The organism is Pseudoalteromonas shioyasakiensis, from assembly GCF_022398475.1.
In the GTDB taxonomy this organism is placed as follows: domain Bacteria; phylum Pseudomonadota; class Gammaproteobacteria; order Enterobacterales; family Alteromonadaceae; genus Pseudoalteromonas.
Genome location: NZ_JAKEVM010000010.1, coordinates 41,255 through 55,423 on the forward strand (window position 1 = coordinate 41,255; position 14,169 = coordinate 55,423).

The 14,169-nt window shown below is 41.1% G+C and carries 14 protein-coding genes; 12 read left to right on the forward strand and 2 right to left on the reverse strand.

Features of this window, described 5'->3' with window-relative positions:
* Positions 1-12: 12 nt before the first annotated feature.
* The gene (locus L1D51_RS03780) at positions 13-1,146 is read right to left on the reverse strand and encodes a methyltransferase (protein WP_054562349.1); all 1,134 of its coding nucleotides are present in this window, start codon (positions 1,144-1,146) and stop codon (positions 13-15) included.
* Positions 1,147-1,187: 41 nt separating this feature from the next.
* Between L1D51_RS03780 and L1D51_RS03785 the strand changes: the two genes are divergently transcribed.
* From L1D51_RS03785 to L1D51_RS03840, 12 genes are all read left to right on the forward strand, one after another.
* Complete coding sequence (locus L1D51_RS03785; protein ID WP_054562306.1) at positions 1,188-1,775, forward strand: alpha-ketoglutarate-dependent dioxygenase AlkB family protein; 588 nt, start codon at positions 1,188-1,190, stop codon at positions 1,773-1,775.
* Between the two features lie 73 nt (positions 1,776-1,848).
* Positions 1,849-2,160, forward strand: a complete 312-nt coding sequence (locus L1D51_RS03790) for a BolA family protein (protein WP_054554277.1) — start codon at positions 1,849-1,851, stop codon at positions 2,158-2,160.
* 221 nt (positions 2,161-2,381) lie between these two features.
* Positions 2,382-3,575, forward strand: coding sequence for an enoyl-ACP reductase FabV (gene fabV / locus L1D51_RS03795; RefSeq protein WP_054562305.1), 1,194 nt, complete (start codon positions 2,382-2,384; stop codon positions 3,573-3,575).
* Positions 3,576-3,923: 348 nt separating this feature from the next.
* The gene (locus L1D51_RS03800) at positions 3,924-5,267 is read left to right on the forward strand and encodes a Na(+)-translocating NADH-quinone reductase subunit A (RefSeq protein WP_054562348.1); all 1,344 of its coding nucleotides are present in this window, start codon (positions 3,924-3,926) and stop codon (positions 5,265-5,267) included.
* Positions 5,268-5,271: 4 nt separating this feature from the next.
* Complete coding sequence (locus tag L1D51_RS03805) at positions 5,272-6,474, forward strand: NADH:ubiquinone reductase (Na(+)-transporting) subunit B (protein WP_054554279.1); 1,203 nt, start codon at positions 5,272-5,274, stop codon at positions 6,472-6,474.
* Positions 6,467-7,219: a Na(+)-translocating NADH-quinone reductase subunit C gene (locus L1D51_RS03810; RefSeq protein ID WP_054562304.1), complete on the forward strand. Its 753-nt coding sequence runs from the start codon at positions 6,467-6,469 to the stop codon at positions 7,217-7,219. Before L1D51_RS03805 ends, L1D51_RS03810 begins: the two co-directional genes overlap by 8 nt.
* Positions 7,219-7,851: an NADH:ubiquinone reductase (Na(+)-transporting) subunit D gene (locus L1D51_RS03815; protein ID WP_054554281.1), complete on the forward strand. Its 633-nt coding sequence runs from the start codon at positions 7,219-7,221 to the stop codon at positions 7,849-7,851. The genes L1D51_RS03810 and L1D51_RS03815 overlap by 1 nt, the downstream gene beginning before the upstream one ends.
* A 10-nt stretch (positions 7,852-7,861) precedes the next feature.
* On the forward strand, positions 7,862-8,470 hold the full coding sequence (nqrE, locus tag L1D51_RS03820; RefSeq protein WP_016708692.1) for an NADH:ubiquinone reductase (Na(+)-transporting) subunit E: 609 nt from the start codon (positions 7,862-7,864) through the stop codon (positions 8,468-8,470).
* A 19-nt stretch (positions 8,471-8,489) separates the two neighbouring features.
* Positions 8,490-9,716: an NADH:ubiquinone reductase (Na(+)-transporting) subunit F gene (gene nqrF, locus L1D51_RS03825; protein ID WP_239962715.1), complete on the forward strand. Its 1,227-nt coding sequence runs from the start codon at positions 8,490-8,492 to the stop codon at positions 9,714-9,716.
* 112 nt (positions 9,717-9,828) lie between these two features.
* Positions 9,829-10,860 (forward strand): FAD:protein FMN transferase, encoded by a 1,032-nt coding sequence (locus L1D51_RS03830; protein ID WP_055020648.1) that lies wholly within the window; start codon positions 9,829-9,831, stop codon positions 10,858-10,860.
* Between the two features lie 341 nt (positions 10,861-11,201).
* The gene (nqrM, locus tag L1D51_RS03835) at positions 11,202-11,414 is read left to right on the forward strand and encodes a (Na+)-NQR maturation NqrM (RefSeq protein ID WP_036966498.1); all 213 of its coding nucleotides are present in this window, start codon (positions 11,202-11,204) and stop codon (positions 11,412-11,414) included.
* Positions 11,415-11,591: 177 nt separating this feature from the next.
* Complete coding sequence (locus L1D51_RS03840) at positions 11,592-12,569, forward strand: transposase (protein WP_239962717.1); 978 nt, start codon at positions 11,592-11,594, stop codon at positions 12,567-12,569.
* Positions 12,570-12,781: 212 nt separating this feature from the next.
* Here L1D51_RS03840 and L1D51_RS03845 read toward each other — a convergent pair whose 3' ends face one another.
* Positions 12,782-14,137, reverse strand: coding sequence for a M14 family metallopeptidase (locus tag L1D51_RS03845; RefSeq protein WP_239962719.1), 1,356 nt, complete (start codon positions 14,135-14,137; stop codon positions 12,782-12,784).
* Between the last annotated feature and the right edge of the window lie 32 nt (positions 14,138-14,169).

Consider the following 14,169-nt stretch of genomic DNA (forward strand, 5'->3'; position numbering starts at 1 on the left):
TAGTTAGCTCCATTAATTATTCTTTGTTGCACTTAGTACGACAAACTTTTTGTTAGACCCTAACAACTTACAATTGCCGAACATGCGTTTTAACTTTTCATGATAGTCTAGATGACGATTACCAATAATTCTTAATTCACCACCGTGCTTTAATGTGTGTTTTGCCTGTTTGAACATTTGCCAAGCAATATGATCAGTAACCGCTTGCGCTTGGTGGAATGGCGGATTACATAAAACGAGGTCAACACTGTTAGGTTGAAAATCGGTTAAGCAATCGTTTTGGACAAACTCACACTGCTCTAATTGCTCGGGTAGATTGTGAGCGACGTTTAATTTAGCTGATTCAACGGCCATAAACGACTCATCAACGAAGGTCACATGGGCTTTAGGGCAACGCTTTAAGGTCATTAAGCCAACAACACCATTACCACAGCCTAAATCAATGATGCTGCGAGCTTTACTTGTTTGTGGCAAATAGTTAAAGAAAAAGCGCGCGCCAATGTCTAATGAGTCTCGAGAAAATACATTGGCATGATTTTGAATTTCAAACTCACTTCCTTCAAGTGGCCAGTTAACAGGGAAGGGGGCAACTTTATTAAGACCACTGGTTTTACTGATAATTAAGCGGGACTTTTTAACCGCTAAGCTGGTTGATGTTTCACCGATATACTGACTAAAAGCCTTTATAGTTGAGTTGTGAATGTCTTTCGTTTTTCCAGCTGCAATAACATCAATGTCGGCAGGTAAAGCTGCACTGATTGCGGCAAGTTGATGCTGAAGATAGCCTAAATTGCGTGGCACTTTTAATATCACTAAATCAACCTGATTAGGTAATGCTGCTAATGAGTCCAGTTGCGTTAAAGAATCTGTTGATAACTCATTAGCTTGTAAATTATAGCGGGTAGCTTGATGACCAATATACGAGTCGTTAACTGAATAAACTGTTAACGTATTAAAGGCACAGGCTAAAGCGCCAAAACTGTCATTGAGTATCAGGATTGAATTTGCATCTGGATAGTGCTCTTGTACATAATTGACAAGGTACTCATCGCCTGAGTCCCACGCTTGAAGACTGCGATTCTTTTGATCTAACGGAAAGCGTTCTAGGGTATAGGTGTTATCACCGAGCTGTGCTTGGGTGGTCATCATGATTTTACGAATGTATTAATGTATAGGTAAATTCTAACATGCAACAGCCAAACGCCAACCCTAATCATTTACCTGATGGGTTTTCTTACCAAGCTAATGCATTGAGTGCACAAAAAAGCCTCGAATTATTTTACTTTCTTCAGCAGCAGCTAAATTGGCAACAACCAACTATAAAAGTGTACGGAAAAAGCCATGTGATCCCACGTTTGCAATGCTTTATTGCTGATCAGAATGTAAGTTATGGCTACTCGGGTTCACAGTTAATCGTTGAGCCATGGCCGGAGGTGCTTGATGCTATGCGTGTACGCTTAACAAGAACTTTGCAGATACCATTCAATGCGCTTTTAGTTAATTTGTATCGAGATGGTCATGATTGTATGGGTTGGCATAGTGACGATGAGAAAGAACTTGGGGAGCAACCGACAATCGCTTCTGTATCACTAGGGGCCGAACGGATATTTAAAATAAAGCACAAACATAATAATGAACAACATAGCATTGTGCTGCAAAGTGGTAGCTGTTTAATCATGAATGGTTTTAGCCAGCGCGATTACCAGCATAGCTTGCCAAAACAGCAAAGACTCAAACACCCTCGAATTAACCTTACCTTTCGTTCAATCATATAAAATCATTGGCAAAATGACTCATGCCCTTGATATAGTAGCTGCCAATTATTTTCTTATTAAAGGTCTATGACACATGTCAATGCAACAACAAATAGAGCAAAAGCTTGCTGCGGGTATCGAATGTAAACACCTGAATGTTGTCAATGAAAGCCATATGCATAGCCGTGGAACTGAATCGCATTTCAAAGTGGTGGTTGTGAGTGAAGAATTTGCGGGTAAACGTTTACTTGCCCGTCACCGTCAAATTAATGAGCTATTAAAAGATGAATTAGCAAACCATATTCATGCATTAGCAATTCACACATTTACTCCAGAAGAGTTCAGTGAACAACATGGACAGGCACCTGAATCACCAAAATGCTTAGGTGGCTCAAAGTTCGACTAAATTAGCAGGACAGCCACCTAAAGTTAGAAGGACAGTCACTCAAAGTTAGAAGGACAGTCATTCTAAGTTAGAAGGACAGTCACTCTAAACTGCTTGTCAATTGGGGTTTTAAGCTCGAAAGATTTAAGTGGGTCTGAAAAGTTTTACTGATCAGACCTGTATTTTAACTATTAGCCTTTAAACTAGCGCTAATTTTTATTGTGATAGATATAGGATGATCAATGGTCATTAAGCCGAAAATTCGTGGATTTATCTGCACTAACGCGCATCCAGTAGGGTGTGCTGAGCACGTACAAGAACAAATTAATTATGTGAAAGCGCAAGGACCACTGAGCAATGCACCTAAGAATGTATTAGTGATTGGTGCGTCTACAGGTTACGGCCTAGCATCACGTATCACAGCTGCATTTGGTGGCGGTGCCAAAACGTTAGGTATTTTCTTTGAAAAAGAAGGTAGCGAACGCAAAACGGGTTCTGCAGGTTGGTACAACACAGCAGCATTCCAAACAGCTGCTGAAGAAGCAGGTTTATGGTCTAAAAATATCAATGGCGATGCGTTTTCTAACGAAATCAAGCAAAAAGCAATTGATACTATCAAAGCTGATCTAGGTAAAATTGATTTAGTTATCTATAGCCTTGCGTCACCTCGTCGTACTGATCCAAATACGGGTGAGACTTACTCATCAACACTTAAGCCTATTGGCTCAGATATCACTACGAAGAACCTAAACACTTCAAAGCGTGTGATTGATGAAGTAACCGTTGAAGCAGCAAGCCAAGAAGACATCGACAATACAATTAAAGTAATGGGCGGTGAAGATTGGGAAATGTGGATTGACGCATTAAAAGAAGCGGATGTGCTAGCAGATAACTTCAAAACAACCGCTTACACATATATCGGTAAAGAATTAACGTGGCCAATTTACGGTCATGCGACAATTGGTAAAGCGAAAGAAGATCTTGACCGTGCAACACAAGCAATCAAAGAGTCTACAAAAGGCTTAAATGGCGAAGCGTATGTTTCCTCATTAAATGCGGTTGTGACACAAGCAAGCTCGGCAATTCCAATTATGCCTTTATATATCTCTGCTTTATTCAAAGTAATGAAAGCAGACGGTACTTACGAAGGTACCATTGAGCAAATTCATTCACTATTTACTGAAAACCTTTACGGTGAAACACCACGTTTTGACGAAGGTGGTCATTTATTCCAAAACTACAAAGAGTTAGAAGATGATGTTCAAGCTCGTGTACAACATGTTTGGGATACAGTGGATACAGATACAATTGACGAATTAACGGACTACGTGGGTTACCACAATGAATTTTTACGTTTATTCGGCTTTGGTATCGACAGCGTAGATTACGAGCAAGATGTGAATCCTGATGTTGCGATTTCACAATTAATCGATTAATTGCTAAACAAACTTGATTTTGTAAAGTCGCTTTTTTAAGCGACTTTTTTGTTTCTGGATGAAAATAAAACATCATCAATAGCACTTTGGTCTATATTGAATTTTATTCAAAAGGTTTTTGTAGTCTAAATAACCGTATCTGTCGTATAAATTTCATATTTGCTCTCGCATAGTCACCCTGATTGATGTTAAAATTCGGGCAATATATGTGAGGAGTTTACTGCGTTGCTTGTTTGGGGTGTTAAACAGGCTATTCTTTGATACTTAGAGTTTAACTTGAGCATATCAAATGGCGACGTGGTTGGTACGATTTTTCAGTTTCTTTCCGTTAATGTAATGCAAGTGCGTATGATCAACATAAAAAAAGGTCTGGATTTACCGATAGAGGGCGCACCTCAGCAAGTTATTCACGATGGTTCTGCCGTCAAACGTGTAGCTGTGCTAGGTGAAGAATATATTGGTATGCGTCCAACCATGCATGTTCGCGTGGATGACCAAGTCAAAAAAGGCCAGGTACTTTTTGAAGACAAAAAGAACCCAGGCGTCTTATTTACTGCACCAGCTTCTGGGGTAGTTAAAGAAATCAATCGTGGTGCTAAACGTGTGCTGCAATCTGTTGTTATTGAAGTTAATGGCAGTGAGCAAATCACCTTTGACTCTTTCAAGGCCGACGAGCTTTCGGGCTTAGACCGTGAAAAAGTTAAAGAAGTACTAGTTCAGTCAGGTCAATGGACAGCACTACGTGCTCGCCCATTCAGCAGAGTAGCTGCTTTGGATGCAAATCCTAGCTCTATCTTTGTAACGGCTATCGACACTAACCCGCTAGCTGCAGATCCTGCAGTAATCATTGCTGAGAACACTCAAGCATTTGAAGCTGGTTTAGCTGTGGTATCTCGTTTAACTGACGGCAAAGTATTTGTTTGTAAACAAGCTGGTAGCCAAGTGCCTAGTTCATCAATCCCTCAAGTAGAAGTACATGAGTTTGGTGGCAAGCATCCGGCAGGTCTTGTTGGTACACACATTCATAACTTAGACCCAGTTTCTGCAAGCAAGCAGGTTTGGCACTTAGGTTACCAAGACGTAATCGCGTTTGGTAATTTATTCCTAACAGGTGAAATCTTCACAGACCGTGTTGTTTCTCTTGCTGGTCCACGTGTTAAAAACCCACGCTTAGTGAAAACTCAGCTAGGTGCATCTTTAGATGATTTAGTTGCTGGTGAATTAGAAGACGGTGATAACCGTGTAATTTCTGGTTCTGTATTATCAGGCGCTATCTCTCAAGGTCCACACGCGTTCTTAGGTCGTTACCATGTTCAAGTATCTGTATTACTTGAAGGTCGCGAAAAAGAGCTATTCGGTTGGATCGCACCAGGTGCTAACAAGTTCTCAGTAACACGTACCTTCTTATCTCACCTTGCTCCTAGCCGTCTATTTAACATGACGACTTCAACAGGTGGTTCGAAGCGTGCCATGGTTCCAATTGGTAGCTATGAGCGTGTTATGCCTTTAGACATCCTACCTACACTATTATTACGTGATTTAATCGCACGTGATCTTGATGGTGCTATTTCGTTAGGTGCGCTAGAGCTTGATGAAGAAGATTTAGCATTATGTACCTTCGTTTGTCCAGGTAAATACGAGTACGGTTCAATCCTACGCGATTGCTTGACTACGATCGAGAAGGAAGGCTAGAGAGATGGGTTTAAAGAAATTTCTAGAAGATATTGAGCCGCATTTTGAACCGGGTGGTAAACACGAAAAATGGTATGCGCTTTACGAAGCTGCAGCGACTATTTTCTACACGCCAGGTTATGTAAATAAAGGCAAAACACACGTTCGCGATAACATCGACCTAAAACGTATGATGATTTTAGTGTGGATGGCGACGTTCCCTGCAATGTTCTTTGGTATGTTCAACATCGGTCATCAGGCCGCTGGTGCTTTAGCGCAAGGTTTTGAACTAGCAAACACATGGCAAGTTGGTCTGTTCCAATTATTCGGTGGTGAATTAACTGCTGACTCTGGTTGGGGCGCGAAAATGTTTTACGGTGCCTGCTTCTTCCTACCAATATACGCAGTAACGTTTGCTGTGGGTGGTTTCTGGGAAGTACTATTTGCTTCAGTGCGTAAGCACGAAGTAAATGAAGGTTTCTTCGTAACATCTGTATTATTCGCACTAATCCTGCCTGCGACGATTCCTTTATGGCAAGTTGCACTAGGTATTACGTTTGGTGTTGTAATCGCTAAAGAAATCTTTGGTGGTACAGGTCGTAACTTCCTTAACCCTGCTCTTGCCGGTCGTGCGTTCTTATTCTTCGCATACCCAGCGCAAATTTCAGGTGACACAGTATGGACAGCAGTAGATTCATTCTCTGGTGCAACTATGCTTGGCCAAGCTGTTGTTGGTTCACTTGATTACAGCAACATGGAGCTATGGTGGAATGCGTTCTACGGTTTCATTCAAGGTTCTATGGGTGAGACGTCAACACTAGCACTATTAATCGGTGGTTTATTCCTAATTTACGTGCGTATCGCTTCATGGCGTATCGTACTAGGTGTATTCCTAGGTATGGTTGCAACGGCATTCTTACTAAATACAATTGGTTCAGAAACCAACGCTGTATTTGCTATGCCTTGGCACTGGCACTTAGTTCTTGGTGGTTTTGCATTTGGTATGTTCTTCATGGCAACAGACCCAGTATCTGCATCATTCACAGACAAAGGTAAGTTCGCTTACGGTGCGTTAATCGGCTTTATGGTTGTAATGATCCGTGTTGTTAACCCGGCATTCCCAGAAGGTATGATGCTAGCAATCTTATTTGCTAACTTATTTGCACCATTATTCGATCACTTTGTAGTGCAAGCTAATATCAAGCGGAGGTTGGCACGTAATGTCTAGTAATAACGAATCAATCGGCAAAACGCTAACCGTTGTTGTTGCACTATGTTTAGTGTGTGCAATCATCGTATCGTTTGCTTCAGTTCAGCTTCGTCCTTTACAGCAAGCTAACAAAACACAAGATATTCAACGCAATATCTTAGCGGCTGCAGGCATTGAAGTATCAGGTACTGTGTCAGATACCTTTAACTCAAAAATTGAAGCACGTGTTGTAGACATGAACACAGGTGAGTTTGTTGAAGGTGCTGATCCTAACTCATTTGACTTCGAGAAAACAAAATTCGACCAAGCTCGTAGCTTTGCGTTGAAAGCAGAAGGAATTAAAGACATCGCTGGTATTCAGCGTATGACAAAAAATTCACCTGTATATATTTCGAAGAAACCTGATGGTTCTACAGACGCAATCATTCTACCAATCCAAGGTTATGGCCTTTGGGGTGTAATGTACGGCTTCTTAGCGCTTGAAAGCGATGGTGAAACAGTTAAAAACATCAACTTCTTCAAGCACAACGAAACGCCAGGTCTAGGTGGTGAAATCCAAAATCCACAATGGACTGCTAAATGGCAAGGTAAAGAGTTACCAATCAATATCATGAAGAGCGGTGCGAAGAACGAACATCAAATCGATGGTCTTTCTGGTGCAACATTAACTTCAAACGGTGTTGATCACACAGTTGACTTCTGGACTGGCGAGCATGGCTTTGGTCCATTCCTTGCGAAAGTACGTGAAGGAGCGTTGAAATAATGGCTGATACTAAAGAAATGAAGTCGGTCCTATTTGGCCCGGTATTCGCAAATAACCCGATCGCATTACAAGTACTAGGTATTTGTTCTGCGCTAGCGGTAACATCAAGCTTAAAAAATGCACTAATCATGTCAATCGCATTGACACTAGTAACTGCGTTTTCTAGCTTGTTTATTTCGTCAATTCGTAACCACATCCCATCATCTGTGCGTATCATCGTGCAAATGACGATCATCGCATCACTTGTAATCGTTGTTGACCAAGTACTGCAAGCATTCTCTTATGCAACTGCTAAAGAGCTTTCAGTATTCGTTGGTCTAATCATTACAAACTGTATCGTAATGGGTCGTGCTGAAGCATACGCAATGAAGTCACCACCGTTAATGTCTTTCTTAGATGGTATCGGTAACGGTTTAGGTTACTCAGTAGTACTACTAACTGTTGGTTTCATCCGTGAGTTATTCGGTAAAGGTTCACTATTCGGTGTTGATATTATTCCATTAGTTCAAAATGGTGGCTGGTATCAACCAATGGGTCTATTGATTTTACCACCGAGTGCATTCTTCATTATTGGTTTATTCATCTGGGTACTTCGTACCTTCAAGAAAGACCAAGTAGAAGCAAAAGCGTAAGGGGCGAGCAGTGGAACATTATATTAGTTTATTTGTAAAAGCGGTTTTCATTGAAAACTTAGCTTTAGCCTTCTTCCTAGGTATGTGTACTTTCCTTGCTGTATCAAAGAAAGTAACAACGTCAATCGGCCTAGGTGTGGCAGTTATCGTGGTACTAGGTATCTCAGTACCTGTAAATAACTTGGTTTATCACGCTGTTCTTGCACCTGGTGCATTAGAGTGGCTTGGCTACCCAGAAGCAGACCTTAGCTTCTTACGTTTCTTGACTTTCATCGGTGTTATTGCAGCACTTGTACAAATTCTTGAAATGGCATTAGATAAGTTCTTCCCTGCACTTTACAACGCGTTAGGTATCTTCTTACCACTGATCACAGTTAACTGTGCGATCTTCGGTGCGGTATCTTTCATGGTTGAGCGTAACTATAACTTCGGCGAGTCTGTTGTTTATGGTATCGGTTCAGGTGTGGGCTGGGCACTAGCAATTACTTTACTTGCTGGTATCCGTGAAAAAATGAAGTACTCAGACGTTCCTGATGGCTTACGTGGTTTAGGTATTACTTTCATCACTGTTGGTCTTATGGGTCTTGGCTTTATGTCATTCTCTGGTATTTCACTTTAATAGGTAGCGAGGATAAATCATGAGTGAGATTTTCTTAGGCGTTGGTGTTTTCATCGCTATCGTTGTTATTTTAGTTTTAGTTATCATTGGTGCTAAATCTAAATTAGTAGCAAGCGGCGATATCATCATCGGAATTAATGGCGACCCAGAAAAAGCTATTAAAACATCTGCAGGTAGCAAGCTATTAGGCGCGCTAGCTGATTCAGGTATCTTCGTTTCATCTGCATGTGGTGGCGGTGGCTCTTGTGGTCAGTGTCGTGTACACATCAAAGAAGGTGGCGGCGATATCTTACCAACAGAACTTGATCACATCTCTAAAGGTGAAGCTCGTGAAGGCTGCCGTTTAGCGTGTCAGGTAAATGTTAAGAACGACATGGAAATTGAACTTGAAGAGTCAATTTTCGGTGTTAAGAAGTGGGACTGTACCGTTATCTCTAACGATAACAAGGCAACGTTCATCAAGGAACTTAAGTTACAAATTCCTGATGGCGAGTCAGTACCTTTCCGTGCCGGTGGTTATATTCAAATTGAAGCACCAGCTCACCACGTTAAGTACGCTGATTTCGATATTCCAGAAGAGTATCGTGGCGACTGGAACCACTTCGGTTTCTTCGATCTGGAGTCTAAAGTAGACGACGAAACAATTCGTGCATACTCAATGGCTAACTACCCAGAAGAAGAAGGCATCATCATGCTTAACGTGCGTATCGCTACGCCGCCGCCAAGAGACCTAAGCCTTCCATGTGGTAAAATGTCTTCGTACATTTGGTCATTAAAAGAAGGTGATAAAGTGACTATTTCTGGCCCATTCGGTGAGTTCTTCGCGAAAGACACTGATGCAGAAATGGTATTCGTAGGTGGTGGTGCAGGTATGGCACCAATGCGTTCACATATCTTTGACCAACTTAAGCGTTTAAAATCTAAGCGTAAGATGAGTTTCTGGTATGGTGCGCGTTCTAAGCGTGAAATGTTCTACGTAGAAGATTTCGACGGCTTAGCAGCAGAAAACGATAACTTTGTATGGCACACAGCACTGTCTGATCCACAACCAGAAGATAACTGGGAAGGTTACACAGGCTTCATCCATAACGTACTTTATGAAAACTACTTGAAAGATCATGAAGCGCCAGAAGATTGTGAGTTCTACATGTGTGGTCCTCCAATGATGAACGCGGCTGTTATCAACATGCTTAAAGATCTTGGTGTAGAAGACGAAAACATCTTATTAGATGACTTCGGTGGCTAACACCATACACAAAACAATAAGTTTTGGTTAGAATACAGGCCTCGTAACACTCAGTGTTACGAGGCTTTTTTATTTCTATACCTAACCCTGTGGTATCTAAAAGGTGAATGCTATGAATAGAGTGTTTTATCGCCAAGGCTTGATGGCCTTTTTTCTATTAACTATGACTTTACTCATGGCTGGCTGCAGCCAAGCTGATAAGGCTGAAGAGCTTTATTTTGAAGGTAAGACAATGGGCACCACTTATCATATTAAGGTGTTTGCAGAGTCTTCAAAGGTTGCAGGTGTTGATTTACATCCTGAAATTAAGCAAGTGCTTAAAGGTGTAAATCAATCTATGTCAACTTACATTCCCGATTCAGAAATTAACCAGTTCAACCAGTTACCAGCAGGGCAGGTAATGCCAATAAGCGCTGATTTTAGAAACGTGGTCGCTGAATCAATTCGCCTTGGCGAATCAACAAAAACGTTAGATGTGACTATGGGGCCACTTATTGACTTGTGGGGCTTTGGTCCAGATAAAAAGCCGACTAAACGCCCAAGCGATGAAGCTTTGGCTGCAATGGTTGCCAAAATTGGTGTTGATAAGCTTGAACTTACAGATGCTGGCCTGATGAAAACAATTGATGGTTTAGAGCTGTCGTTTTCTGCTACAGCAAAAGGCTATGGTATTGATAAAGTCGCAGAAGTGATTGAAAGCCATGGTTTCACTAATTATATGGTTGAGATTGGTGGTGAGCTTCGTGTGTCGGGTATTAAGCCAAATAATATTACTTGGAAAATAGCTATTGAACAGCCTGATGCTGAACCAGGCGTGCGTAAAGTACATAAAGTAATTGAGCCGGGTACTAATGGTATTGCGACATCGGGCGATTACCGAATTTTTTACGAAATGGATGGTGTAACCTATAGCCACTTAATTGACCCTGTAACAGGCATGCCGAGCCGTCATGATTTGGTATCAGTTACTGTTTTACACCCATCAGCGATGACTGCAGATGGCTTAGCGACGGCAATCACTGTGATGGGCATGGAAAAGGCGCAGAAATACGCCGAAGAGCACGATTTGCCAGTGTATTTAATTGGTAAGTCAGACAATGGCTTAGTAACTTATTCAAGCCCTGCATTTAAACCATATTTGTAGCAGGGCAAGAAGCAGTGCATACCCAAGCCATCTCAAGATGCAGAATTCAGCGTTTCACAGGTGTTTAATATCAAGGCGTTACTTTGCAACAATGGCAGTCCCTTTTAAGAAGTAACAACGATGAGACTAAGCGCCTGTGAAGCGCCCAAAGGGTTGGTTTAAAAGCGATTTATACTGCGTTATTGATTTTAACAATAGAACCACTATTGCTTGCAATCAATGCCTTGCCTAAATCGCTTTTAATTCCAACTGAAACTCGCACCTTGAGGTGGTTTGGGTATATAATACATGCAGCCTAATTAGTTGGGCTCGATTTAATTGCTGACGATAGGGGCAAAGCAATGTCACTTTTTCTTCTTACATTTGGTCTACTTATTTTAATTGTGGCAGCGATGGCTGTCGGCATGATTGTGCAAAAGAAATCTATGGCCAGTAGTTGTGGTGGCTTAGGCGCAGTTGGTATCGACAAAGCCTGCGACTGTGACGACCCATGTGACAAGCGTAAAAAGCGCATGGCAAAAGAACAAGCTTGGAAAGAGAATCAAATTCTTTAACCACAGAAAAAGCGCCCAAAGGCGCTTTTTTAATACTTAAATTTTACAAGGACAGTCACTGTATTTTTATATAGACAGTCACTTTTATCTGTTAACTTACTCTTGCAGCAAAGAAGATTTTGTCTAAACTTTAGTTACAGCTAATGCATTTCAAATTATCAGTTCAAGGAGTGAACGATGGCTTTAGCAAGGAAGCGGCAAATCTGTTTGTCGAACACTAAGTATTATCACTGCGTATCCCGTTGCGTTAGACGCGCTTACCTTTGTGGAGAAGACGCACTCACTGGTAAATCATATGAACACCGCCGAGGATGGGTTGAAGAGCGCCTGCTTTTTCTTGCAAAGGTATTTTGTATTGATGTGTGTGCTTACGCAGTGATGAGCAATCATACGCATCTTGTTCTTCATGTTGATGATAAAAAAGCAAATAGGTTATCGGATAAAGCCATTCTTTTACGCTGGTTTAAGCTCAGTAAAATGACGCCTTTAGGTCAAAAGTTCCTTCATGGTCAGCCTTTGAGTGACGGCCAACAAGTCTTCTTAAAGAAAGAGGTTGCAGAATACAGAGCGCGTCTTTCGAGCATTAGTTGGTTTATGCGAATGCTTAATGAATATATAGCTAGACGTGCAAATAAAGAAGACGAGTGTACAGGTCACTTTTGGGAAGGGCGATTTAAGAGCCAAGCATTGCTTGATGAGTCAGCACTTTTAGCATGTATGGCCTATGTTGATTTAAACCCTGTTCGTGCTAAAGCTGAGAGCACGCCGGAGCAATCGGACTATACCAGCTTTAAAAAGCGATGCCAGAGCGCGAAGGAGTCAAAGCAACCTAAATTACTAGCTCGTTTTATTGGTGGCATGAGTAAGTATAAATCAAAGGGTATACCTTTTGAGTTAAAGTCATACTTGTTACTGGTAGAGAAAACTGGGCGTTGTATCAGCGCGGATAAGCCTGGATATATAGAGCATCATTTACCTCCTATTCTTGAAAGGCTGAATTTCGAACCGGAAAAATGGTTAACACTAACAACTCAATTTGAAAACTTATTTCGTGGAGCTGCAGGTCGAGTGGGGGCTATCGAAAGTTATTGCAGTAAAACTGCTCGTAAGCGACGAAGTAACCTAACAAGTTGTAAGTTATTACTTTCTAGTTAACCTTAAATTTCTCTAGACTTTTATTTTTTGCAAACTCTTGCAGCTAACTTGCGCTTTCAATTCTCATAAAGCTAAATCTTTACCTTGGTTTTTATTATTAGATTAAGCTAATAGGCTAGCTCGACTACACAACTATTATTTTAGGTTACAAATTTAAGGTATTTGGAGATTTAACAGGCACTTTTAAGAGTGCCTGTCCTTTTAAATCGTGTTTAATCTAAATTAATTAGCTCAGCTCCTAAAACTGCGTACTTATTTTTGCCATTTGCTTGTAAGAAAAAGGCGGCAGGTGCATTAAGTGAAGGTATTGATGTAAATACACTTTTGCATGCGTAAACTGGCCAATTTGTGGCGTTTTCTAGCATATTAATATCGCCAGAAAAGCAACTATACCCTTGTATTAAAAGCTCTTTATATTTATTTTCGGTAAGCGTTAACGGCTCATTTAATACAAAGCTGTTGCCTACCTTAAAGTTCAGGCTGCTTGCATCTAAACTGGTGTAACCTTGGCGGATACTGCTTATATCACCCAATTCTTTAATTATGGGTGACTGTCCTTTGTTGTTTATAGCAATATCTATCTGGTAATCACCAAGTTCACTCTTTACTGTTACATCGTCTATTAGTAAGTCTACCCAATTGTCTTTAGCATTAAATGGAATAGCGTGGTACTGGGCCATTTTAGCGCTTTTCCATTTCTGTGAAGTTATTGAATCAATAGCCTTTTTATATAAAACACGGTTAACTTTACGTGCTATTTGGCGATTTGGGTCGTTTGGGTAAGCGCCTGATTCAATTAATATAGTTCGGATACCTTTTTCGGAAAAAGTATCTCCAAAACTGCGATACGAGTAACTGTCGTTGTACTTGCCTAAGTGCCCTGGGATCATTGATTCAACCGTTTTGGCTAAGTGGGCAATAAACTGCATAGCCTCACCACGACTTTTATTTACTTCTCTTGCTTCATTATAGGCGGGTGCTAGCACTGAAATAGTGGCTTGTTTTCCCATTTTACCTGCACCGTAATATGCATTCTGATCATGTAAATTAAAACCAAAGTCAGGTTTGAATTCATCTGCTGCAGCCATGAGTATTTGCCCTTCTTTTGTGCGAAGGGCTTTAGCATCACGATTTAAATCAATACCTTGTGCATTATGACGGGTCTGAGCTGCGGCGCCGTCTGGGTTCACCATAGGGATAATGAGAAGAGTTATTTTCTTTTGCCAGCTTTCTAGCCATTGTGCGTTTTCATATGTGGTTATAAAGCTTAAAAAATCCATTAATGCGGCAGTAGCCGTGTTTTCATCGCCGTGCATTTGGCTCCACATCATCACTTTGATTGGGCCGGTACCAATTTTGATAGAATTAAGTGCCTGTCCTTGGAATGAGGTGCCGATTTGTTTTAATGTGACGCTGGGGTGTTTTGCTGCGCTTTTTAAGTGGGGTTCTATATCGGCGTAGTAAATCGCAGGTTTATCTAAGCCAGCTACAGCGGTGTCTTCAATCGTATTTGCAAGTGTACTGGTACTTAGTGCTAAAAAGGCTGTGGCGAGTGCATATTGGCGCATAACTATCTCTTTTATTCTTTATTTTAGTATTG

What these genes read in the sequence shown, in the direction of transcription:
- L1D51_RS03790 (WP_054554277.1), top strand. Translation starts at nt 1,849, where the DNA reads ATGTCAATGCAACAACAAATAGAGCAAAAGCTTGCTGCGGGTATCGAA.
- L1D51_RS03845 (WP_239962719.1), bottom strand. Translation starts at nt 14,137, where the DNA reads ATGCGCCAATATGCACTCGCCACAGCCTTTTTAGCACTAAGTACCAGT.
- nqrM (WP_036966498.1), top strand. Translation starts at nt 11,202, where the DNA reads ATGTCACTTTTTCTTCTTACATTTGGTCTACTTATTTTAATTGTGGCA.
- fabV (WP_054562305.1), top strand. Translation starts at nt 2,382, where the DNA reads ATGGTCATTAAGCCGAAAATTCGTGGATTTATCTGCACTAACGCGCAT.
- L1D51_RS03805 (WP_054554279.1), top strand. Translation starts at nt 5,272, where the DNA reads ATGGGTTTAAAGAAATTTCTAGAAGATATTGAGCCGCATTTTGAACCG.
- nqrF (WP_239962715.1), top strand. Translation starts at nt 8,490, where the DNA reads ATGAGTGAGATTTTCTTAGGCGTTGGTGTTTTCATCGCTATCGTTGTT.
- L1D51_RS03810 (WP_054562304.1), top strand. Translation starts at nt 6,467, where the DNA reads ATGTCTAGTAATAACGAATCAATCGGCAAAACGCTAACCGTTGTTGTT.
- L1D51_RS03785 (WP_054562306.1), top strand. Translation starts at nt 1,188, where the DNA reads ATGCAACAGCCAAACGCCAACCCTAATCATTTACCTGATGGGTTTTCT.
- L1D51_RS03830 (WP_055020648.1), top strand. Translation starts at nt 9,829, where the DNA reads ATGAATAGAGTGTTTTATCGCCAAGGCTTGATGGCCTTTTTTCTATTA.
- L1D51_RS03815 (WP_054554281.1), top strand. Translation starts at nt 7,219, where the DNA reads ATGGCTGATACTAAAGAAATGAAGTCGGTCCTATTTGGCCCGGTATTC.
- L1D51_RS03840 (WP_239962717.1), top strand. Translation starts at nt 11,592, where the DNA reads ATGGCTTTAGCAAGGAAGCGGCAAATCTGTTTGTCGAACACTAAGTAT.
- L1D51_RS03780 (WP_054562349.1), bottom strand. Translation starts at nt 1,146, where the DNA reads ATGACCACCCAAGCACAGCTCGGTGATAACACCTATACCCTAGAACGC.
- L1D51_RS03800 (WP_054562348.1), top strand. Translation starts at nt 3,924, where the DNA reads ATGATCAACATAAAAAAAGGTCTGGATTTACCGATAGAGGGCGCACCT.